Origin of the sequence: Corallococcus terminator (assembly GCF_049194865.1) — a bacterium.
GTDB classification, from domain to species: Bacteria; Myxococcota; Myxococcia; order Myxococcales; family Myxococcaceae; genus Myxococcus; species Myxococcus terminator_A.
The window spans coordinates 101,701-124,268 of the sequence record NZ_JBLZWL010000003.1 but is presented as its reverse complement, the minus strand read 5'-3'; the positions used below and the strand labels follow the sequence as shown (position 1 = coordinate 124,268).

The 22,568-nt window shown below is 70.1% G+C and carries 15 protein-coding genes; 9 read left to right on the top strand and 6 right to left on the bottom strand.

Annotated features, from left to right (window positions below; translation table 11 throughout):
• Positions 1 to 133: 133 nt before the first annotated feature.
• The gene (locus tag ACN469_RS04545; RefSeq protein WP_498764490.1) at positions 134 to 1,540 is read left to right on the top strand and encodes a M24 family metallopeptidase; all 1,407 of its coding nucleotides are present in this window, start codon (positions 134 to 136) and stop codon (positions 1,538 to 1,540) included.
• A 55-nt stretch (positions 1,541 to 1,595) separates the two neighbouring features.
• Here ACN469_RS04545 and ACN469_RS04540 read toward each other — a convergent pair whose 3' ends face one another.
• A complete protein-coding gene (locus tag ACN469_RS04540) occupies positions 1,596 to 2,798 on the bottom strand; it encodes a cytochrome-c peroxidase (RefSeq protein WP_498764488.1) in 1,203 nt (400 codons plus the stop codon).
• Positions 2,799 to 2,946: 148 nt separating this feature from the next.
• On the bottom strand, positions 2,947 to 3,360 hold the full coding sequence (locus ACN469_RS04535; RefSeq protein WP_498764486.1) for a hypothetical protein: 414 nt from the start codon (positions 3,358 to 3,360) through the stop codon (positions 2,947 to 2,949).
• A gap of 411 nt (positions 3,361 to 3,771) precedes the next feature.
• Here ACN469_RS04535 and ACN469_RS04530 point away from each other — a divergent pair, with 411 nt between their 5' ends.
• Positions 3,772 to 4,230, top strand: a complete 459-nt coding sequence (locus tag ACN469_RS04530; RefSeq protein ID WP_498764484.1) for a DUF2267 domain-containing protein — start codon at positions 3,772 to 3,774, stop codon at positions 4,228 to 4,230.
• 93 nt (positions 4,231 to 4,323) lie between these two features.
• Here the strand turns inward: ACN469_RS04530 and ACN469_RS04525 are convergent, their stop codons facing one another.
• Positions 4,324 to 5,016 carry a hypothetical protein gene (locus ACN469_RS04525; RefSeq protein WP_498764482.1) on the bottom strand — a complete coding sequence of 231 codons (693 nt, stop codon included), beginning with the start codon at positions 5,014 to 5,016 and terminating at the stop codon, positions 4,324 to 4,326.
• 156 nt (positions 5,017 to 5,172) lie between these two features.
• Positions 5,173 to 6,909 (bottom strand): S8 family serine peptidase, encoded by a 1,737-nt coding sequence (locus ACN469_RS04520; RefSeq protein WP_498764480.1) that lies wholly within the window; start codon positions 6,907 to 6,909, stop codon positions 5,173 to 5,175.
• Between the two features lie 472 nt (positions 6,910 to 7,381).
• Here ACN469_RS04520 and ACN469_RS04515 point away from each other — a divergent pair, with 472 nt between their 5' ends.
• On the top strand, positions 7,382 to 9,823 hold the full coding sequence (locus tag ACN469_RS04515) for a serine/threonine protein kinase (protein WP_498764478.1): 2,442 nt from the start codon (positions 7,382 to 7,384) through the stop codon (positions 9,821 to 9,823).
• 160 nt (positions 9,824 to 9,983) lie between these two features.
• A complete protein-coding gene (locus ACN469_RS04510) occupies positions 9,984 to 11,309 on the top strand; it encodes an IS701 family transposase (RefSeq protein ID WP_498764476.1) in 1,326 nt (441 codons plus the stop codon).
• Between the two features lie 49 nt (positions 11,310 to 11,358).
• Here ACN469_RS04510 and ACN469_RS04505 read toward each other — a convergent pair whose 3' ends face one another.
• Positions 11,359 to 12,033 carry a hypothetical protein gene (locus tag ACN469_RS04505; protein WP_498764474.1) on the bottom strand — a complete coding sequence of 225 codons (675 nt, stop codon included), beginning with the start codon at positions 12,031 to 12,033 and terminating at the stop codon, positions 11,359 to 11,361.
• Between the two features lie 521 nt (positions 12,034 to 12,554).
• Here ACN469_RS04505 and ACN469_RS04500 point away from each other — a divergent pair.
• Positions 12,555 to 16,895 (top strand): two-component regulator propeller domain-containing protein, encoded by a 4,341-nt coding sequence (locus tag ACN469_RS04500; RefSeq protein ID WP_498764472.1) that lies wholly within the window; start codon positions 12,555 to 12,557, stop codon positions 16,893 to 16,895.
• Here the strand turns inward: ACN469_RS04500 and ACN469_RS04495 are convergent.
• Positions 16,846 to 17,829, bottom strand: a complete 984-nt coding sequence (locus ACN469_RS04495) for a PDR/VanB family oxidoreductase (protein ID WP_498764470.1) — start codon at positions 17,827 to 17,829, stop codon at positions 16,846 to 16,848. The two genes, ACN469_RS04500 and ACN469_RS04495, sit on opposite strands and share 50 nt — an antisense overlap.
• A gap of 434 nt (positions 17,830 to 18,263) precedes the next feature.
• On the opposite strand from ACN469_RS04495, the gene ACN469_RS04490 reads away from it, so the two are divergent.
• The 4 genes from ACN469_RS04490 (at position 18,264) to ACN469_RS04475 (ending at position 22,444) form a co-directional block, all read left to right on the top strand.
• Positions 18,264 to 18,899, top strand: a complete 636-nt coding sequence (locus tag ACN469_RS04490; RefSeq protein WP_498764468.1) for a hemerythrin domain-containing protein — start codon at positions 18,264 to 18,266, stop codon at positions 18,897 to 18,899.
• Positions 18,900 to 19,055: 156 nt separating this feature from the next.
• A complete protein-coding gene (locus tag ACN469_RS04485) occupies positions 19,056 to 19,802 on the top strand; it encodes an SIMPL domain-containing protein (RefSeq protein ID WP_498764465.1) in 747 nt (248 codons plus the stop codon).
• Positions 19,803 to 20,440: 638 nt separating this feature from the next.
• Positions 20,441 to 20,566, top strand: a complete 126-nt coding sequence (locus ACN469_RS04480; protein ID WP_498764463.1) for a hypothetical protein — start codon at positions 20,441 to 20,443, stop codon at positions 20,564 to 20,566.
• An 87-nt stretch (positions 20,567 to 20,653) separates the two neighbouring features.
• Positions 20,654 to 22,444, top strand: a complete 1,791-nt coding sequence (locus ACN469_RS04475) for a hypothetical protein (RefSeq protein WP_498764461.1) — start codon at positions 20,654 to 20,656, stop codon at positions 22,442 to 22,444.
• The last annotated feature ends 124 nt before the right edge of the window (positions 22,445 to 22,568 follow it).

Genomic DNA, 22,568 nt, shown 5'->3' with positions numbered 1-22,568 from the left:
GCGCCCCGCGCGAAACCTCCTGTGACTGGCTGAGCACCGCCGCGCGGAAAGCCTCGCAAGCCGCGAAGCCCCCGGCCCCTGGTGCGTCGCGTGGTCGAGACGCCCTCGTCCGCGCATGCCAGACTGCGCGCCCATGCGAACCCGCCTCCGCCTCCTCGCACCGCTCATGCTGAGCACCGCATGTGCCTCCGTCTCCTCACAGTCTCCGGACGCCATCGCCACGGCGAAGGCGAAGGCCACCGTGCCGGAGCGTCCCTTCGGCACCCTGCGTGAGCAGGCCGAGCGTCAGCAGGCCTGGCTGCGCGAGCGCATGGACACGGCGCTCCCCCAGCTCATGCGCAAGTATGGCATCGAGCTGTGGGTCGTCCCCATGCGCGAGTACAACGAGGACCCTGTCTTCAAGGCGCTCGTGTCACCCACGACTTTCGCCGCGCGCCGCCGCACCATCTACGTGTTCCATGACCTGGGCCCGGAGAAGGGCGTGGAGCGGCTGGCTCTCGGCGGTGGTCCGCAGGGCGGCGTCTATGTTCCGCGTCGCGCCCAGCAGCAGGTGAACCACGGCGGCGAGGGACTGCGTCAGGCGGAGCTGTGGGGCCCGGACCAGTGGCTGGTGCTCAAGCAGGTGCTGGAGGAGCGCCAGCCCAAGAGCATCGCGCTCGACGTCTCCCGCACGTTCGCCTTCGCCGACGGCCTCTCCCATGGCGAATACGAGGGCATGGCCCAGGCGCTCGGCCCCGACTGGGTGAGGCGCTTCAAGCCCGCGGAGGGCCTGCCCGTGGACCTGCTCGCGTGGCGCATCCCCGACGAGGTCCGCTTCTACGAGGACGAGACGAAGCTCGCCTGGAACATCATCGAGACGGCCTTCTCCAATCAGCTCGTCACCCCCGGCGTCACCCGCGTCTCCGACGTGGAGTGGTGGATGCGCCAGCGTCTGGCGGACCTGGGCCTGGACACCTGGTTCCAGCCCTCCGTGGACGTGCAGCGCCAGGGCGTCAACGAGGAGCAGCTCGGCGAGGACCCCGTCATCCAGCGCGGCGACGTGCTCCACTGCGACTACGGCGTCACCGCCCTGCGGCTCAACACCGACACCCAGCACATGGGCTACGTGCTGCGCGAAGGCGAGACGGATGTGCCCGAGGGCCTGAAGGCCGCGCTCAAGACGTCCAACCGCCTGCAGGACATCGTCTTCGAGGAGCTGCGCCCCGGCCGCACCGGCAACGAGGTCCTCAAGAGCTCCCGTCAGCGCATGACGTCCGAGGGCATCGACGGCACCATCTACTCACACCCCATTGGCCTGCACGGCCACGGCGCGGGCGCCATGGTGGGCCTGTGGGACCGGCAGGAGGGCGTGCCCGGCAACGGCGACCACAAGGTCATGGCGAACATGTGGTACTCGATTGAGCTTCAGGCGACGAGCCCCGTGCCTGAGTGGAACCAGCAGCGCGTGCGCTCCGCCCAGGAAGAGGACATCACCATCGACGCGGAAGGGCGCGTGCACTGGGCCTGGAAGCGTCAGACGGCGTTCCACCTGGTGCGCTGAGTCGTGGCTCACGGGGCTCCCGCCCGGAAGGACGCGGGAGCCCGGCGTGGGTGCCTCAGCGCGGCGTGCCGGTCAGCGACTTCAAGAGCTCCACCAGCGCGCGCTTCTCCGCGTCCGTCAGCTCCAGCGGGACGATGGTGACGGTGCGCTTGCCGGTGAAGGTGCCATCCGGGTTGCCGCCGTCGTTGTAGAAGTCGACGACCTCCTCCAGCGTGGCCTGCGCGCCCGTGTGCATGTACGGCGCCGTCAGCGCCACGTTGCGCAGCGACGGCGTGCGGAACGCGCCCTCCAGCTCCTCCTGCTTCGCCTGCGTGCGCAGCGTGCGCAGCCGCAGCGCGTCCGCGCCGTTCCGGTCGTCGCTGTGCCTGCCCGCCGCGTTGAACTCCCAGTCCAGCAACTGGGGAAGCACCGCCCACTGTCCCCCCGCGCCAGGCCCCCGGTCCTCCAGGCCCACGTTGTGGAACAGCTCGTCCGTCAGCGAGGGCCCCTTGTGGCAGACGACGCACTGCCCCTTTCGCACGAAGGTCTTCAGCCCCAGGAACGCCGGGTCGCTCTCCGCCGTGCCGGCCTCCGCCGCGGCGATGAAGCGCTTCACGTCCGCGTCGAAGGGCGCGTCCACCTGCATCAGCACCCGCTCGTACGCCGCCATCAGCTTGCCCACGTTGGCCATCAGCACCGGCGCGGCCACGCTCGAGGGCTCCACGCCGAAGAGCGTCTGGTAGCGCGTCCGGTACGACGCCTCCTCCTGGAGCCTCGCTCGCACCACCTCCGCGTCCGAGTCCATCTCCACCGGATTCGTCAGCGGCAGAATCGCCTGAGACCAGAGCGAGTCCGCCCGCCCATCCCACATGAACCAGCGGTTGTGCCGCACGTTCAGCACCGTGGGCGGGTTGCGCTCCGTGCGCTGTCCGCCACAGCCCTCCGCCGTCGCGGTGTCCACGGTGCGTCCATCCCCCGAGTGACAGCTGTCGCAGGACACCGTGCCGCAGCGGGACAGGCCCGTGTCCCGGAACAAGTCGTGTCCCAGCTCCTGCGCCACCCGCATGCCGTCCACCTTGTTGGTGGCGTCCAGGCGCGGGTTGCTCGACAGCGAGTGCAGGCTGCGAAGCTGGTCCAACTCGTCGAGCGTGGGGAACGGCTCTTCCGACTCACACGCCAACCCCAGCCCGCCCAGGCTCAGGGCAAGCGTGGCGGCGCGCCAACTGCTTGGAATCTTCACCGGGTCGTCCTTCTTCGCAGGCTTCGCGGCCCGGTCCACTCCGGTACCTCGTGCCGCCTCGCGGGCGGTCTTCCGGAAGCTTCGCGCCCCTCTGCTCGCGAAGCAATCCGGAATTCCTGGACGTCCCGAGGGCTGCCTGGCCCCTCCGCTCCGACATGAGCAGAGGGTTCCAGACGTGAAACCGACTTCAGGCGCCGCAGCTCACCGTGAAGTCCTTCGTTCCGGTGCCGTAGTTCACCATCTTGATGGTGGACGGCTCCGGGGTGATGGTGGGCGCGGACCCGTTGTCGCACTTCAGGCCGGACTCGGGCGCCGCGCTGATCTGCAGGTCGGTGTTGCTGGGCACGCCGGAGATGGTGAACGAGCAGCGGTTGCCGCGGCTGGACTTCACCATGGCCTTGCCCAGGGCGTCCGACGGCCTGGCGGCGTGAGCGACCACGACGCGGAGCTGGTCACACGGGTTGCCCGCCTGCGCGAGTCCGCTCTCCGGCAACTTGATGACACCGGCGACGGTGGCGTTGCCCTGGCTGCCCCCGGCGCCTCCCGTGGTGGCGCAACCAGTGGCGGCAAGAATCAGGGCGGCAACGGCGATGCGATACATGAAAATCCTCACTTCATGGGGGAAAGAGAAGGCGGCTCGTCTGCCGCGCAAGCGACCTACGTCGCGCGCTCAGTACAATTGCGATGGGATTTCATTCCACCCATTCCTCTCGCACGCGATGTGCCGGGTTTTCTGCAAATCTCCTGAAGTTCCGTGTGGTTCCGGACGCCGCGTAGCCGGGAACCACGACGTGGAGTGGTCCGCCATGAGTCCAGTTCATCGGTCGAATCAAAGCCAGACATGCCGCGCTGCGCAGGGTGGGTTGGACGTCCCAGGAGCGAACGGGAATCCCATGTTTGGGAATGCGGAGGTGCAAGCTCTTGCGCGAAGCATGCGGCCGGGAAGCAGGACTGTTGCCTGCTGCCGGACACCCGGCGCGCCCCCACGGTGAAGGCGCGAGAGGAGACGCGCATGTCGATTCAGAAACAGGAAGCGACGCAGTCGTGGTCGGGGCTGGGGGTGGGCACGGACCGGAAGTCCTTCATGGACGCGGTATCCGCGCAGCTTCCGGACTTCGTGGCGGAGCAGGCGGCGGAGGCGGTGTTCTGTGGGTTGGCGGAGCTCTTGTCCGACGGGCTGATGCGGCAGTTGCGCGAGCAGCTCCCCGAGGACTTGAGAGGGCTCGTGGATGCGTGCCCTCGCCATCCGGACGGCACGCGCGGGAAGGTGGACCGTGACGACTTCTACCTCCAGGTGGCCAACCACCTGAACGCCGAACCGGAGAACGTCCGGCTGGTGCTGCACGGCGTCTTCGCGGCGCTGCGCGAGCAGGTGACGGAGCAGGAGGCGGACAAAATCGAGAGCCAGCTGCCCCGCTGGCTCCAGGGCACGTGGTCCGCGTCGCGCCTGGGCATCGACCGGCCCTCCTGAGGCAGGGCCTGTTGCCATCGCCAGGACCCGGGAAGCACGAGGCGTCCGGACCGCCGCATCGGGTCCGGACGCCTCTTCACGTCGTACGGGCTTCTAGTAGGTGCCGCCCAGCTGGAGCATCCCCATGTAGCGGCCGTCCAGGGCGTTGGGCGTCGCGGACGTGGGCGCGAAGTCCTGGTCGAAGAGGAAGTTGTAGCTGACGCGCGCGTCGGCGGTGATGAGCTTGCCTATCTGGTAGCGCAGGCCCAGGCCCGCCGGCACATAGCCGCTGGTGTCGTCCTTGAAGCCGAACACGCGCCCCGCCGCGTCGTGGCGGATGTTGTAGTCGTCGATGCCCAGGCCCGTCACCGCGTAGGGCTGCAGCCGCGTGTCGGTGAAGTTGCCGATGACGAGCGCCTGGCCCCCGTTGCGGGCCACGTCCGGGCCTTCGCCCAGGCCGCCCGCCCGGCCGTCCCCGTCGACGTCCACGTTGTTGAGGCTGCCGTTGTAGCCCAGCTCCACCGCCAGGAAGTCCATGGGCCGGTAGCCCACGGCGGCGCCGTACGTGAAGCCCGCCTCGAGCCGGGGTGCCAGCTGTCCGGTGTAGCCCTCCGCGCCGCCTCCCAGCTGCGCGTACAGGCCGGTGTCGGCGCGCTTCGACGAGGACTTCTTCCTGGGCTCGTCGACCTGCACCGGCTCCAGGTTGCCTGGGGCCCGCTCCGCGCTGGGCCGGTAGTCCTCCTGGGCTCCCACGGCGCATCCCCACAGCGCCGCCACACATCCCGCGATACGCACGAATGCCTTCATGTCGGACTCCTTTCCGAGCGTCCGATAGGCAACGTGGAGTTCACGCCCCATCCCGGCAATGTTCCCGGGGGCCATGCCCTCCGCCCGTCCTCTCCACGGCGGGCCGGAGGACACGTCGGCCCGCTGGCCTTCCCACCCCGGAGGGTGGGGCGAGCGTCAGGGCAGGGGACCGATGAGGGCCTCCAGCGCCCTCCGGGCCTGCACCAGCCCGTGGCCGTACTGCTCGTCGAAGCCGCCGGGGCCCAGGTCCTTCGCGCTGCTCAGGAGCGCCGCCTTCACCTCGGCGGGCGTGGCGGTGGGGCGCGCGCTGAACAAGAGCGCGGCGACGCCGCTGACATACGGCGTGGCCATGGAGGTGCCGGACATGTACGCGTAGTCCGCCGGACGCAGGCTGAGCTTCGCGGTGGCGCCGAGCTGTCGCTCCATCAACGTGCTGGCCGCCTGGGTGATGGTGACGGAGGGCACCCAGTGTCCGCGCTGCGGCACCGAGAGAATCTCCGCGCCGCCCTCCATCAGCTCGCTGGCGAAGATGACCGCGCGCGCGCCCTGCATCATCACGTTGACGATGGCCTTGTCGGGCCGCACGTAGGGGCTCGGGTGCACGTACGCGACGAAGCCGTGGCAGGTGCCGTCCTTGCCGCACGAGTCCAGCCCCTTGCCGTCGCCGCAGTCCACCAGCGAGCCCCAGGTGTCCCCGGTGGGCGCGTACAACAGCGAGCGCGACATCGGCCGGGTGCTCCCCACCTCCAGCGCCGCGAACGAGCCCCGCCCCTGCGGGAAGGTGGACAGCACGTCCACGCCGGGGGCCATCAGCGCCAGGCCCTCTCCGTACGAGGAGAACACCGCGCGCCGGTCCTGGTTGTCCAGCGCGCCCACCGCGAGCACGGACGGGTCCGAGCCCGGATAGGACACCAGGTTCTGCGACTCGTTGCCCGCCGCCGCCACCACCAGCATCCCGCCGTCCAGCGCCGCCTTGAACGCCTCCTGCGTGGTGAGCGTGGGCAGGCTGCCTCCCAGCGACAGTGACGCCACCTTCGCGCCCTCGCTCAGGCAGTACTCCAGCGCCTTCATCACCAGGCTCATGTGGGTGCGGCCTTCCAGGTCCAGCACCCGGGCGATGATGAGCTGTGCTCCGGGCGCCACGCCCATCAACCCGCGCTCGCCCAGCACCGGCCCGCCCCGGCCTCCCATGCCCGGCCGCGCGGCGACGATGCCCGCCACGTGCGTGCCGTGGCCGGAGCCCCACTGCCCCTCCAGGCTGTCGCTGGGCGTCGTGTCCCCATCCAGGAAGTCCTGGGCCGCCACCACCGCGTCCCGCAGCTCCGGGTGGTCCAGGTCCAGGCCGCTGTCGATGATGCACACCTTCACGCCCTGGCCCGTCACCGCGCCCGGGTCCAGCACGCCGTCGGAGTCGCGGTCCCAGACCTCGGGCGCCTGCACCCGGCGCAGCTCCGCGGTGTACTCCGCGGTGGCGCTCGTGCCCGCGAGGACTCCCGCCAGCGCCAGCGCCGACGGCACCGAGGGCCCCAGCGAGCGCAGCTCTCCATCCGGCTCGATGCTCTCCACCAGCGGATCCACCGCCAGCTCCCGCCGCTCCTCGGGCGTCACGCGCGCGGCCACGGCCGGCACGTTCTTGAAGGTCGCCGTCACCTGTCCGCCGAGCTGCCGCACCCGGGCCGCTGTCACAGCGCCCTGCTGTCGGTAGCGGATGATGACCGGCTCGCGCCCGTCACCCTCCGTCGCCGCCCGGTCCGAGAGCTTCCCGTGGGGCTGCCCTGGCAGCACGCCCGCGGTGATGCCGGGGCAGATGTCCTGCTGGGCATCCCTGTCGGAGGACTCGTCCGGCATGCAGGCCGACAGGGCCAAGAGCCCGATGACTCCCCAGCGCTTCATGAGTCACATCCTTCCGTCACCACCCGGGCGACATCGCGGTGCCTGGCTGAAGGGCTTCCAGCCGGGCGACCCCACCTGTCCCCACGAAGTGCATCCCCCTTCCCAGCGGCAACGGCCGTCCCTGGCACGCGGCGGTGGGAGGTGCGCGGGTTCACATCCTGTGTGGCCCGCTTGTCTCAAACTGGCTTTCGCCCCGGGTCCGTCCAGGGGTCGGCTGTCCCGAAACCCCCGCCCTCCGCCCACCTCGACGGAGGTGCGCCCGGGACTGCTTCGCGGAGGCGGTCAACGAAGCCCGGCCTCGGACGTATTGGGGGGCGGCGATTTCACGGACCGTTGTGCCTCACCGGTCTGACACGCCGGCCAGGACGGTTGACGGAGTGTTCCGGGGGCGTACGGTGTCTGACAGATACGAGAAGGGCCCTCGACAGCTTGATTCCGTGTGTGTCCGGGTGCTTCGCTGCCGGGAGAAGCCATGAGCACCGAACCTACAGAGACCTCCCGTTTTCTCGGGCGCTACGAGCTCGTCCACCCCCTGGGCCAGGGCGGCATGGGCGAGGTGTTCCTGGCGAAAATCAGCGGCGCGGCCGGCTTCGAGAAGCCGTGCATCGTCAAGACCATCCTCCCCGCGCTGCTGAAGGACCGGCAGTTCCTGGACCGCTTCCACCACGAGGCCAAGGTGCTGGTGCACCTGGTCCACTCGTCCATCGCCCAGGTGTACGACATGGGGGAGGCGGACGGGACGTACTACATGGCGCTGGAGTACGTGGCCGGCGTGGACCTGGCGTACCTGCTGGAGCAGGCGCGGCTGCAGGGCGCGCAGGTGCCGGTGCCGGTGGCGCTGTTCCTGGGCCAGCGCATGGCGGAGGGCCTGGGCTACGCGCACCGCAAGGTGGGGCCGGACGGCGCGCCCTTGGGCATCGTCCACCGCGACGTGTCGCCCCACAACGTCATGGTGTCGTACGAGGGCGAGGTCAAGGTCATCGACTTCGGCCTGGCCAAGTCCGCGGCGCGCAGCAAGTACACCCTGCCCGCCACGGTGATGGGGAAGCTGGGCTACATGTCGCCGGAGCAGGTGCGCGCGGAGGCGCTGGACCACCGCAGCGACATCTACTCGTGCGCCGTGGTGCTGTGGGAGATGCTGGCCGGCCGCTCGCTCATCCCCCACGGGACGGTGGGCGAGATGATGGCGGCCATGTCGCAGCCCACCATTCCGCCGCTGACGGGGCTGCGTGGGGACTTGGACGCGACGCTGGACGCCGTCGTGCGGCGCGCGCTGGCCACCAAGCCGGATGAACGCTACTCGCGCTCGGACGAGCTGGCGCGGGCGCTCAACGGGGAGATGGTGCGCTCCGGCGCGGCCGTGGGCGCCGAGGAAGTGGGCCACTTCGTGCGCGCCCTGTGCCCGGAGGCCTTCGCCGCGCAGCGACAGCTCATCTCCAAGGTGTCTTCGTCCGCCAGCCACCACCGCACGCCCACGCCGATGCCCGTCCTGGCGGGCGGCACGGGCACGGGCGCGTTCGGCACCGGGCCGCAGGCCACCCCGGAGAACACCGCGCCGTCGGGCTTCGAGCCGACGATGATGCGCGCGCCGACGGAGACTCCCGCCCCTGCTCCTTCGAACGAGCGGCGCGTGCCCGGCATGGCCCGGCGGGATGTTCCGTCCGCCGACGATGCGATGGGCCATGACGCCACCACGCTGCGTCCTGGCGTTGGAGCCGTCGCGGGTGGAGCGGCGATGGCCGTGTCCTCGGGCCCCGTGGCTCCGTCTCCCGCCAAGGTCGTGGTGCGGGAGGAGTCGGGACCGGTGGCGCAGGCGACCTCCTCGGGGCCGGTGGCTCCGGTGTCCGTCTCCCAGTCCGCGAGCGATGTGGCCACCCGGCCCGAGTCCTCCCGGAAGAAGACCGGGGTGATGCTCCTCATCGCGCTCACGGTGTTGCTGCTGATGGTGGGCACCGCGGTGACGACGGCCCACTTCGTCAAGGGGCAGGGCGGCCCGGAGGCCCCCACCCCTCCGCCTTCCGTCACCACGAGCCCGCCACCGCCTCCCAACCCGGACACGAAGCCTGTTTCGCCGACCACCGCCGACACGCGTCCGGTCTCTCCTCCTCCCGACAAGCCGGCGCCCAAGCCGGAGCCGGAGAGGGTGGCGACCCGGGAGCCGCTGCCCAAGCCCAAGCCGTCCACGCCGAAGCCTCCTCCCCCCAAGCCGGTCCCCGAGCCCGAGCCCGTCGTCGTGGCGCCCAAGCCCGCGCCCGAGAAGGGCCCCACCTACGTCTCAATCAAGGACGCGCTTCCCTTGAAGAGTGATGGAGGCGGCCCCTTCGTCGCCGGCCCCTCCGTCAAGAGGTTGCTGGTGGACGACAAGCTTTGGGTCGTGGGTTTCCCCAGGGGCATCGACGGACGGCGAGAGCTGTTCGGGTACGCCATCGTGGAGAGGAAGGACGGGCCGAAGGTCTGGGTGAAGTTCGATGCGAAGGTCAGGAAGGTCATCGCGCCCAAGGACCTCAAGAGCGCCAAGTCCATGTACTTCATCGCGCTGCCGGGCTCCGGCAACGAGTTAGAGTCATTCCCCGACGACGAACCCGACCCAGCCGGGCCAGCGGGCACCGTCGCACCGTCGCAGCCCGCTCCTCCGATGATTGCTCCGCCCAGGCGCCTCCAGGGAGTCGTGAGGATGGCGGGCGGCGTCGGACCGTTCGGCGGAGACGATGTGATGGTCCGCAACACCGGCGACTTCACCTGGACCAACTGCTCCGTGGTGAAGGACCGCCGTCAGCGGGGCAAGCTGGGCATCCTGCTCGCCGGCAAGGAGCGGACCGTGAAGAGCTTCGCGACCCACGCCGAGCACTTCGTCGAGAAGGGCAAGGTGGGCGTGTTCTGCGAAGAGGGACAGCTCATCACCTCGCCGCAATGACCCCGGCGCTCTGACTCGACTTTCGCCCTTTTGGGCCGGGAGGCCCAAGCAGGGGGGCGAGGGTAGAAAGGGCTGAGAGTAGGAGAAGAGCGGCCATCGAGGCCAGCTGAGAGAGGTGTCCGGCAAGACACGCCTCCACCAGCACCTTCGAGGTCTCCCGATGGCCGCCTCCCATTTGTATGCACTGTTGCGAGTCTTGCAGCTGGTTCGGCCCGCCTTCACCGAGCCCTCGTTCCTGCGCTTCCTGGTGCTGTTCGCCGGCTGGGTGTGCAGTGGCGGCACGCACGCGGTCACCGAGGCGCTGGTGGCCGCGGGTGTCTCGGGCGTGCAGCACCACGCGGCCTTCCATCGCTTCTTCTCCCGGGCTCGCTGGAGTGCGGACGAAGTGGGCCGACTCCTGCTGCTGAAGCTTTCGGCCCTGGGGCCCCTGCGACTGGTGCTCGACGACACCCTGTGCAGCCACAAAGGGCCGAAGGTGTTCGGGCTGGGCAGCCACCTGGATGCGGTGCACTCCACCCGAGGTGTGCACGTCTTCTGCTTCGGCCACGTCTGGGTGACGCTGGCGGTGCTGGTGCAGGTGCCCTTCGCTTCGCGCCCCTGGGCGCTGCCCATCCTCTTTCGGCTCTACCGCACCCAGGCCGAGTGCCAGAAGAAAGGCATTGCGCACCGCAAGAAGACGCAGCTGGGCCGAGAGCTGGTGGAGCGTGTCCTCAGCTGGCTGCCCACGGCTCCCCTGGAGCTTGCCGCAGACGAGGCCTACTCGTGCAGCACCGTGCTCAAGCAGTTGCCGCAACGGCTCGTCTTCGTCGGCGCCATGCGCCCAGACGCAGTGCTGACTCGCCCGCGCACTCACCGGTGCCGCTCGCCGAAGACGGGCCGGTGGCTGACACGCGACGTGACGGTCCCCAAGCCCCAGGCCCTCGCCCGGGATGCCGCGCTCCCCTGGCAGCGGCTGACGGCCTTTCTCTACGGCCAGTCGCAGCAGGTGGACTGCAAGGAGGTGGTGGCCCGCTGGAAGAGTGCTGCCGGTGAGCGGATGCTCAAGGTCGTCGTCGTGCGGATGACGGGCGGCAGCCGCCCCCTGCGCGTCTTCTTCTGCACCGACGCCTCCCTCACGGCCCTCCAAGTGGTGGAAAGGTATGCCTTCCGGTGGAGCATCGAAGTGCTTTTCCGAGACTTGAAACAGCTGCTTGGCTTCGCCGACTCGCGTGCCCGCCGCCGCCTGGCCGTGCTGCGCACCGCTCCCTTCGCGGGCTTGAGTTACACCCTGCTCGTCCTCTGGTACCTGGAGCTGGCCGCCAGCTGGCAGCAACTGAAGCTGCCTATGCGACCCTGGTACACCACCAAGGCCACTGTCAGCTTCGCGGATGTCCTGCGATTGGCTCAAGCTACCCTGGCCCGTGCCCGCTGGCACTCGCCGCGTCGACTTCGCGCCAACTTACGCGCCGCCTCCCGCGCCACGCTGCCCCAGGGGCGCGCCGCGTAGACCGCAGCGCTCGCCCCTTCGCCACAAAAGAGCGAAAGTCGAGTCTGACTCACGGCTTCGCGAGTCGCTCCGAGGCCGCCGGACAGTCCGCCACGACGGCGCGCACGTCCTCGTGGCCGGAGCCCGCCTCGCGCACCGCGCGGTTCAGGGACGTGCGGCACTCCCACGTCACGTCCCGGGTGCCGTGGCAGCAGTGCCAGCCCGTCAACGTCCGCCCCAGGTACTTGAGCGTCTCCGCGCGCGTGGGCGTGACCAGCAGCCACACCGCGCCCGCGAGCACCGCCAGCCAGGGAAGCTGCCAGCCGATGCCCTTCAGCCGAGGCCCCGCGCCCGCCGTCACCGGCTCCGCGTAGAGGCCGAGCATCGTGTCGAAGGGGCGGCGCTGCAACACGGGCGCCACCAGCAGGTCCACCGGCGTGGTGAAGCCCCGGACCAGCCCGCGCTGCGCGCCCGGCGCGCTTCCGTTGTTCACCAGCCACACGCCCAGGAGCTGCCGCCACAGCGTCCGTCCCCAAATCCCGCCCACCGTGGACCATGCGAGCCAGGCGAGGACCATGGCCAGCACCATCGCCCCCGGCGTCCGCTCGTGCTCCAGCGCTCGCAGCGCGGCCCAGCCGACCAGGGCCGCCGTCGCCACATCCAGCACGTCCGCGGCCCACAGCTGCCACTGGTACCGCGCCTCGGTGCTCACCGTGTCCGTCGAGAACAACGCCCCGTCGCTCATCCACCCTCGCTCTTCGGCGCGCGGAGCATAGACGTTCGCGGCCCCCGGGGGGCATGCACCTTCGTCCACCGCCCGGCCTTCGCCCGGCCTTCGTCTGGAAAGCCACCGCGAGAGCAGGCGGGCTCGGGATGTTTCATGGCGCTACGCCGGGCGGGAGGACGGGCGCCCAGGGGCCACCCTGGGGCGACCGCGGGACGTGACTGCTGTCTGTTTCCCGCAGTGGCGCGAGACACAGGTGGCTCCCATCTTGGGTTCAGCGCGATGCGGCGAGACCCCACCCACCACCGGGGTCTCGAAGCGAGGAGCGCCAGGGCCATGGCCCCGGTCACCCGGGAGCACGGCTCTTGGGTGCCGGCGGTGGTGGCGTACGAGGCGACAGCGGCGGGGGGAAGTCTGGGAGTCGAGGGGGGGCAGGTCGTCCCCCGCCGCTGTCGCCGAGGCCGTTAACGGCCAACGTTCCACTGTGGGTGAATGCCCGAGGTTTGGCCTCGCGGGCGTTTCTGCCGGACACTGGGGCCGTCATGTCCATCCCGAGGCATCGGCTCCGCGCCTTCTGGCGTGGGCCCATGGGGCTCATCCTGCTGGCCGGGGTCATCCTGGCGCGGCCGGGCCTCGCCTTGGACCCACAGCGGTGGGTGTCCCAGTACAGCCAGGACTCGTGGCGCAGCGACGACGGGCTCCCGCAGAACAGCCTGCTGGCGCTCGCGCAGACGCGAGACGGCTACGTGTGGCTGGGCACCTGGGAGGGCCTGGTGCGCTTCGACGGCGCGCGCTTCGTCGTCTTCGACAAGCGCAACACGCCGGAGCTGCGCAACCACACCATCAAGGCGCTCGCGGAGGATGCCTCCGGCGTGCTGTGGGTGGGCACGGACCAGGGGCTGGTGTCCTACGTGGACGGCCGCTTCGAGCGCGCCCCCGGGGCCTCCGCGCCGCTGGAGGGTGTGCGCGTGGAGGAGCTGTTGGTGGGCGAGGGCTCCCTCTGGGTGGGCACCACCGGGGGGCTCTGGCAGGTGCCGCTGGGCGAGGGCGTGGCGCGCCAGTACACGGAAGCCGACGGACTGCCGGGCTCCTTCATCACCGCGCTGGCGCGGGCGGGCGGTGACAACCGGCTGTGGGTGGGCACCAAGTCGGGCCTGGCGTTGCTGGAGGGCGGGCAGGTGCGGCGCACGCCCTTTCCTGTCCCGGGCCCCGACGAGCGTCCGGAAGTCACCGCGCTCTTCCAGGACGTCGCCGGTACGCTGTGGATGGGGACGGAGACGGGGCTCGTCTCGTGGAATGGCGTGGTGGCCACGCGCTTCACGGTGACGGACGGGCTGCCGGCCACCGTCACCGCATTGTTGGCGGACAGCCAGGGCAACCTCTGGGTGGGCACGCGGCGCGGCGGGCTGGTGCGGCGGGAGGTCGACGGCTTCAGCTCACCGCTGCACGGCGCGGGGCTCGCGGACGCGGAGGTCCTGTCGCTGCTCGAGGACCGCGACGGAGCGCTGTGGGTGGGCACCTATTCGGGGCTCTTCCGCCTGAGAGACGGCCCGTTCGCCACGTACGGCCTCCCCGAGGGCTTGAGCAACGAGACGGTCAGCACGGTGCTGGAGGACAAGCGCGGCACGGTGTGGCTGGGCACGGTGGGCGGCGGGCTGTTCTACCTGCGTGACGGGCGCATCCGCCGCATGGAGGACTTCGAGGGAGGCACGGACCCGGTCATCACCGCGCTGCACGAGGCACCGGATGGCACGCTGTGGGTGGGCTCCAAGGCGGGCGCGTTCCGCTACGACGGGCAGCGCTTCGCCAGGTCGTCGCGGGTGCAGGGGCTGCCGGACCACGTGGTGACGTCCATCCTGGTGGACTCGCGCGGGACGCAGTGGTTCGGCACGCGGCAGGGGCTGGCGCGGGTGCGCGGTGACGACGTCACGGTGTTCGACACGAAGCAGGGGTTGTCGGCCGAGCCCATCATCGTCATGGCGGAGGACGCCGAGGGCGCGGTGTGGCTGGGCTCCGAGGGCGGGCTGTGGCGCATCGAGGAGGGCAAGGGCCCGCGGCGCTTCACGGTGAAGGACGGGCTGCCCGGCGAGGTGGTGCTGGCGCTGCTGGCGGACTCGGACGGCACGGTGTGGGTGGGCACGGAGACGGGGCTTGCGCGGTGGAAGGAGGGCGCGTGGACGCGCTACTCGGTGTCGCAGCACGGCCTCTACGACGACGCGGTGTTCAGCATCGTCTCGGACGGGGATGGCCACCTGTGGATGAGCAGCAACAAGGGCGTGTCCCGGGTGTCGCGGCGGGAGCTGGAGGATGTGGCGGAGGGCCGGCGCCGCGCGCGGCTGACGGTGATGGGGTTCGACCAGACGGACGGCATGCGCACCGCGGAGTGCAACGGGAACACGCAGCCGTCGGGGTGGCGGGGCAGGGACGGGCGGCTGTGGTTCACCACCATCCAGGGCGCCATCGTCGTGGACCCGGTGCGGGTGCGCGCCAGCCGCCAGCCTCCCGAGGTGCGCATCGAGGAAGTGCGGGTGCAGGGCGAGCTGGTGCCGGTGACGGGCCCGGTGGAGCTGCGGCCGGATGGCTCGCGGCTGGACATCCGCTTCACGGCCTTCACGCCGGGGGACGCGGTGCGGCTGCCGTTCCGCTACCGGCTGGTGGGGCACGACGACGGCTGGGTGCGCGCGGAGATTCGCCGGGCGACGTACACGGGGCTGCGGCCCGGGCGCTATCGCTTCGAGGTGCAGGCGGAGGGCCGGGACGGCGGCTGGACGGAGCCGGTGTCGCTGGACGTGCTGCTGGAGCCGAGCCTGTGGCAGCGCACGGACTTCTGGGTGCTGTTCGTGCTGGGGCTGGGGATGCTGGGCGTCAGCGTGTACCTGCTGCGCGTGGGGCAGCTGAAGGCGCGCGAGCGGTGGCTGGAGGCGCGCGTGCAGGAGCGCACGCGGGAGCTGGCGCGGGCGAACGAGGAGCTGGAGTCCAACGTGCGCACGCTGCGGCAGACGCAGGCGCAGCTCGTCCAGGCCGGGAGGATGGCGGCGGTGGGGCAGCTCGCCGCGGGCGTGGGGCACGAAATCAACAACCCGCTGGCGTACATCGTGTCGAACCTGGAGCACGCGAGCGAGGAGTCGGACGCGCTCGCGAAGGAGCTGGGCGAGGCGCGGGACGCGGGGATGCGACTGCGCGAGGTGGGGCAGGCGCTGCGCGAGGCGTTGCATGGCGCGGACCGGGTGCGCCGCATCGTCCGCGACTTGAAGACCTTCTCCCGGCCGGACGACGAGAAGCAGGGGCCGGTGGAGCTGGGCTCGGTGCTCGACTCGGCGGTGAAGATCGCCATGGGCGAGCTGCGTCCGCGCGCGAAGGTGGTGCGCGACTACGGTGACGTGACTTGGGTGGAGGGGAACGAGGCGCGGCTGGCGCAGGTGTTCCTCAACCTGCTCATCAACGCGGCGCAGGCGTTGCCGGAAGGCCGGGCGGAGGAGAACGAGGTGCGCCTGGTGACGCGCGGCGGCCCGGATGGCTGGGTGCTGGCGGAGGTGCGCGACACGGGGAGCGGGATTTCGCCGGAGTCGCTCGGGCGCATCTTCGACCCGTTCTACACGACGAAGCCGGTGGGCGTGGGCACGGGGCTGGGGTTGTCGTTGTGCCACGCGTACGTGACGGCGATGGGCGGCACCATCTCCGTGGAGAGCGAGCTGGGCAAGGGCTCCGTGTTCCGGGTGGCGCTGCGCCGCGCGAGGGACGTGGGCTCGGCGTTGACGTCCGAGGCACGAGGCCGGTCGCGAGACGCGGCGGCACCGGCGGAGGCGCGAGCGCAGGGCAGCGGAGGGTCCTCCCGAGGCACAAGTGAGGCGGAGTCGAGGCCGGTGAGAGAGCGTCCCTCGTCGCCCTCGGGCTACGCGACGGTGTCCGGAGCGCGGCCGGTGACGGAGGGTCCATCGTCCCCGACGGTGTCCGAGTCCTCACTGGGAGCGCGGCCGGTGACGGAGCGTCCTTCGTCTCCCTCGGGATACCCGACGGTCTCCGATTCCTCCCTGGGCATGAGGTCCATGACGGAGCGGGACACCTCGCCCACGGGTTACCCGCCGGTCTCCGGCTCATGGCCCCTGTCCGAGCGTGAGACTTCACCCACGGGTTTCCCGACGGTGCCCGTGAGGCCCGCGGCGGAGCGCCCGGCGTCACCCGTCAGCGCGCCGACCCAGTGGGAAGCACCGCCCGAAGCCAGGTTGGCGCCGGAGCGCCCGTCAACAGCCCTCGGCTCGGAGTCCTTCGGCGCCGCCATCCCACGTGTCACGGCCCCGAGCCTCGCGATGGACGCGAGCTCCCCGCGAGTCCCAGGTCCAGTGCCCTCCTCCGAGGCCCGGGTGCCCGAGCTGGCGAGTGACACGGCGGTGCGCACCGGGACGACGGCGGTGGTGACGGACGCCCCTCGGGTGGAGAGCCCGCCACCGCCGGTCCGGGGGCGGGTGTTGGTGGTGGACGACGACGCCCTGGTGAGCGGGGCCATCCGTCGCACGCTGTCGCGAGAGAACGACGTGGACGTGGTGGTGAGCGCGCGGCAGGCCCTGGAGCGGCTGAACGCGCCCGAGCCCCAGCGCTACGACGTGGTGCTGTGTGACTTGATGATGCCGGAGATGACGGGGATGGACCTCTACGAGGCGCTCGTGCGCACGGCGCCCGACGTGGCGGAGCGGATGGTCTTCATCACCGGCGGGGCCTTCACTCCGACGGCGCGCACCTTCCTGGAGCGGGTGGAGAACCCGCGCGTGGAGAAGCCCTTCGACCCGGAGGCCCTGCGAGGGCTGGTCCGGGCCGAAGTCGCGCGAGCGCGCCGGGTTACAGGTCCAGCACCAGCCGCTTGGAGCGAGCGCGCGACACGCAGATGAGCATGCGCTCGTCGCCCGCGGGCTCCTGCTGGAAGAAGGTGTCCCGGTGCTCGGGCTGTCCCTCGCAGACGCGGGTGACGCAGGTGCCGCAGGAGCCGGCCTCGCACTCGCTGGGCACGCGCACGCCATTGCGGCGCAGCACGTTGAGCACCGACTGTCCCTTGGGCACGCTGAGCACCTGCCCCGTGCTGCGGAGGGCCACCTCGAAGTCGGTGTCGTCCTTGCCCAGGGCCGCGCCGTTGCCCTCGGCGCCGAAGGACTCGAAGTGGACCTTCTCCCAGGGCCAGCGGTGCTTCGTGGAGGCCTCGCGCACGGCCTTCATCAAGCCCGCGGGGCCGCAGCAGTACAGCCGCGTGCCCGGCCCTCGCGTGGCGAGCAGCCCCGACACGTCCAACCCCTTGTCCGGGTCTCCGCCGTCGAAGTGGAACCGCACCCGGTCCGCGAACGGCGCGGAGGACAACAGCTCGCGGAACGCGGCGCGCTCGGGTGTGCGGACGCAGTAGTACAGGACGTAGTTCGCGCCGGTGCGCTGGAGCTGGCGCGCCATGGACAAGAGCGGGGTGATGCCGATGCCGCCCGCCACCAGGACATAGGCGCGCGCGAACAGCAGGGGGAAGTCGTTGCGCGGCGCGCTCACCACCAGCACATCGCCTTCACGCACGCGCTCGTGCATGCCGATGGAGCCGCCGCGGCCTCGCGCATCCTTCTGCACGGCGATGACATACCGGTGCGTCTCCTCCGCGTCGTTGCAGAGCGAGTACGAGCGCAGCGCGGAGTCCTTGCCAGGGACGCGCACGTCCAGGTGGGCGCCGGGCTCGAACGCGGGGAGCGCACCGCCGTCTTCCGCGACCAGCTCGTACGACAGGATGTCCTCGGCCTCGCTCGAAATCCGGGCCACGCGCACGCGCTGAGCATCATTCATCAAGGTGTTCACTGCGTTCCCTCTCCCCTTCTCGCGCCCGCGGCGAGCCCATCACCATTTCGACGAGACGAGATTGGGCAGGGGTGGTTCCGCGTGGGATTGAACCAGGGGGCGGTCGGCGCGTTGCTTCCCCGACGGCGGCCGGACCGCCAGGGCCGCGTCGGTGTCACGCATGGAGCGCCGCTTCCTGGTTTGGGTAGGGCGGGCTCCTATCAGAGGGCTAGGAACTTCCCACGAGGTCCCATGTAGGCCCTCGCGGGGCCCGCTTGTTCTCCGGTGCACGGACGCCCTGGCTGGCTGCCGGGTTCGCGAGGGAGCGGGCTTTTGCCTCGTCGCTCCGGCATGGAGGCGAGGTCATCCCCACCATCCAGGACATGTCGCGCCAGGAGCCTTGCGCTCCATGGAGGGGATGCGCGGCCCCCAGAACCCCAGGGAGGCAATCAAGCATGGATGCCATCGCGTTGCTGAAGACGGACCACAAGACGGTGGAGCAGCTCTTCCGCAGGTTCGAGAAGGCGGGCGCCAATGCCCACAAGCTCAAGCGCAAGCTGGTGGAGCAGATGGTGCTCGAGCTGTCGGTGCACGCCGCCATCGAGGAGCAGGCGTTCTACCCGGCGGTGCGCACGCGCTCGGAGTCGATGAAGGAGGAGGTGCTGCGCTCGCTGGAGGAGCACCACGTGGTGAAGTGGGTGCTGTCGGAGCTGGACGAGCTGCCCGCGGAGGCGGAGCGCTTCGATGCGAAGGTGTACGTGTTGATGGAGAACGTGCGGGCGCACGTGCTCGAGGAGGAGACCACGCTCTTCCCGGCGGTGAAGAAGGCCTTCAAGCCGCAGGAACTGCGGGAGCTGGGCGCCTTGCTGGAGAGCGCCAAGCAGGCGGCGCCCACCCGGCCGCACCCGCTGGCGCCGGACACGCCGCCGGGCAACCTGGTGGCGGGCGCGATGTCGGCGGTGATGGACATCGGCCGTGACGCGCTGAGGGCCGCGCGTCGCAAGGCGACGACGAAGGTGCGGGAAGTCACCGGGCGTGGCCCCAAGCCCCAGGCCCCCGAGTACGAGGCCGGGGACGCCGCGAGTCCGTGAGGTCGGCTCCCACGGGAGGGCGGGGTGTGCTCCGCCCTCCCGTGCGGGACAGGTGCCGTGGGGGGACGTGAATGTTGCCCGCGGGGTCCCGTCCCGAGGAGTAAGGCAGCGGCATCACGTCACCCGCCGTACCGGAATCCCGCCCGAGGAGGCGCCATGCTTCACGCAAGACCCGTTCGTTCCCTGCTGCTCACCGCCATGCTGTTCACCGCGCTGGGCGCGTCCGCGCAGCCCGCCGCGCCGCGACCGCCGTTGGACCCCGCGGTGCGGACCCTGCGCGTGGAGGGCACGGGCGAGGTGAAGGCGCAGCCCGACGAGGCCTTCATCGACCTGGCGGTGGAGACGCTGGCGCCCAACGCGAAGGCGGCGGGCGAGCAGAACGCGAAGAAGATGGAGAAGGTGATTGCGGCGCTGACGTCGGCGGGAATCGCCCGCAAGGAAATCCAGACGCGCAACTACTCGGTGTACCCGGACTACGGGCCTCCGGCGCCGAACGAGACGGAGCCGAAGCTCAAGGGCTACCGGGTGAGCAACCTGGTGAGCGTGCACCTCACGGAGCTGTCGCGCGTGGGCAGCCTGCTGGACCAGGCGCTGGCGGCGGGGGCGAACCGGGTGGACCAGGTGCGCTTCGGGCTGGCGAAGCAGGACGCGGTCCAGGGTGAGGCGCTGCGGCAGGCGGTGGCTCGTGCGCGCAAGTCGGCCGAGGTCCTGGCGGCGGCGCTGAACGTGAAGCTGGGCGCGGTGGTGGACGCGAGCACGGTGACGGAGTCGCCGCAGATGTACCCGGCGCGCTTCGCGATGGCCGAGTCCGCGGATGCCCGCGTGGCCACGCCCATCCAGCCGGAGGAGCAGACCGTGCAGGCCAAGGTCACGCTCATCTACGTCATCGAACCGCTGCGCTGAGTCAGACGTCTCGCGAGGGCCTGCTTCGGCGGGCCCTCGCTGGGGTGCCAGGGGTGGATTGGAGAGGCATTGCGACGGGTCGTGTCATTGTCTCGATATCACCCGGTGGGTGGCCTTCCCTCTTGAGGGGTTGAATCCGCCAAACCAGAATTCCAATTAAAATCAGTAAAACGTCGGCTTGACCTCGCGGAGTTATCCCGCTTTCATTGCTACTCCGGGTCCGTGAGGGCTGTTCCCCATGTGAACCAAGCTTCAGTGCCTCGGTGCGTGTCTCGGCGAGGAATGTAGCGCATTGCGCCATTCTTCAGCCTGAGCCCGCGATGCAAGAATTCCAGTCACCGGGATGTATTTATTTCCAAGTGACTGGTGCAACTTGACCTCATGGATTAATCCGGCTTCAATTGATACTCCGGGTCCGCGAGGTCTGTGCCTTGCGTGAACTGGAGAGCCGTCTTCACTTACACAAGGAGCAATCCATGAAGATCAAGACGCGCGTTCGTGCAGGTCCCGCGGCCCCCACCACGGGTGGCAGCGGCGGCGGTGGTCGTGGCTGTGGCGGTGGCATCATCATCGCCGCCCCGCTCGACTTCTGATCGTTTCTCAACGCAACCAGTCCTCACTCGCACAAGGAGCAGTCCATGAAGATCAAGACTCGCGTTCGTGCAGGCCCGATGTCGACGGATGACGGCACCATCGGTGGTGGTGGTGGCGGCGGTCGTGGCTGTGGTGGCGGTATCATCATCGCCGCCCCGCTCGACTTCTGAGAGCGGTGAGCTGACCTCAGTCGCCAGCGGGCCGAGTACCGGCTCGCCGGCGACTGTTTTTATTCAAGCCCTTCCAGGAGCTGCCACGTGAGTCAGGAGCCGGTGCCGGTGGACCCCCATGAGACGCTGTACGTGCCCATGCGGCGTCGCTTCATCAAGGAGTACCTGAACTCGCCCGAAGGCCAGCCCGAGCTGCACATCTATTACGGCACCAAGGAGATCTACATCGAGGAGCTGGACCTGCACTCCTTCGGAGAGCAGCTCTGCCTCGAGGACTCCTTCATGGCGGGCGCCGCCACGAAGTGGACGCCGGGCGAGCCCTATCCCTGGGAGCGCATGAAGGAGCTGCTGGAGGCGCTGCTGGCCGAAGGCATCGTCACCCGCGAGGCCCCGACGCTCACCTTCGAGAGCGAGAGCCACCGCAAGTACCTGGAGTTCGAGGCCCGGCGTAAGGCGCCCACCGAGCCGATGTGGTGGAACCCGGACGCGGCCAGCGTCATGAAGCAGCTCACGGGGACCCCGTTGGAGCTGGGCTTCCTGGAGGCGATGCTCCCCGTGTACCGCATCGCCCACCCGGCGCTGGACGCGGAGGGGCGGCACATCGGCGAGAGCAACACCTTCCCCGAGACGATGCGGATGAAGGTGGAGACGGAGTTCAAGGCCTGCCACTTTCCGGGCAGTCGCTACCGCAACAACGCGCCGATGAACGTCACGGCGCTCAAGTCGATGATGAAGCACTGGAAGCCGATGATGCAGGCGGTGCTCGCGGTGCGGCAGGCGTTCCTGCGCCCGGACACGGTGCTTCCGGATGGACGCTGGCGGCTGGGAGACCTGCACGCGGTGGCGTGCGCCGTGCTTGCGGTGCCGTCCTATATGTTGATGCGCGCCAATGACCCGGTGCCCAACGGCACGCTGGACCCGGTCCTCTCCAACATCTACCGGGTGACGGACGGCGTGCGGATGGTGGCGGCGTACATGCTCTTCCTCCCGGAAGACCCCATGACGTACGAGACGCCCATCTCCTCCGCGGAGCTGCTCTATGTGTCGGACCGCGACAACCACTACCTGTCGACGCGAGGGGTGTGCGCCGGTCCGCCGAACCTCATGGAGGAGTACTTCCAGACGGTGATGGACGGCAGGCCCGTGGCGGGTGCGCCATCGTCGGACTTGCCGTGGGCGAAGGACATCGTGCCGGGGGTGGACTACGGGCAGCTCGGGCTCCAGCTCTACTCGCTCCAGTTCAACCTGTGGAGCTACATGTGCCGTGCCTATGAGGTCATCCGCGCGGCGGTGAACCAGGTGGAGGACGCGCCTGGCGGGTTCTGGAGCCGGATGCGTGAGCGGGTGGCGCACGACTGGGAGATGATGCGGCCCACGCGCCTCCACTCGGCGACGCAGCGCGACTGGGCGGAGGCGCGCTACATCGAGATGTTCGACCGCGCCCAGCGCGGCATGAGCAACTTCCGGGAGGACTCGCTGCTTCACCTGAAGGACATCTTCACGCCCGTGCACGACGCGGTGTACGAGACCACGCGTGAGCAGCTCCGGGCCCTGGTCCGCGAGCGCGCGGGTGCCACCTCGGGGCCTCGGGCGGAGCAGGCGGACGCCATCGCGGATGCGACCGCGGAGTTCCTGACGCTGGAGCGCTCGGCGCTGCGGGTGCTGGAGAATGTCCAGCGTGAGGTCAACGCGCTGCTCCAGCGTCCCCACCCGGACCGACGACTCACCAACAAGGACCTCGCGCTGCACCACCGCATGCGCAAGGGCACCATCGGCGTGCTGCCCTATCTGTTGGATGTGTTCCGGGACGAGCTGGGCGTGGACATCGACAACTCGCCCGAGGGCACCCGGGTGAGCCAGCTCAGCAACGCCGCCTGAGTCCCTGGGAGCGGCCCGACGCTGGGCTTGCTCCCGGAGTGTGGGCGGGGCGCCACGAGCGCCCCCCTTTCCCTCGCCGGTCCGACATACTCCCCGCCCCCCGCGTCTCGCGAGGGTGAGCTGC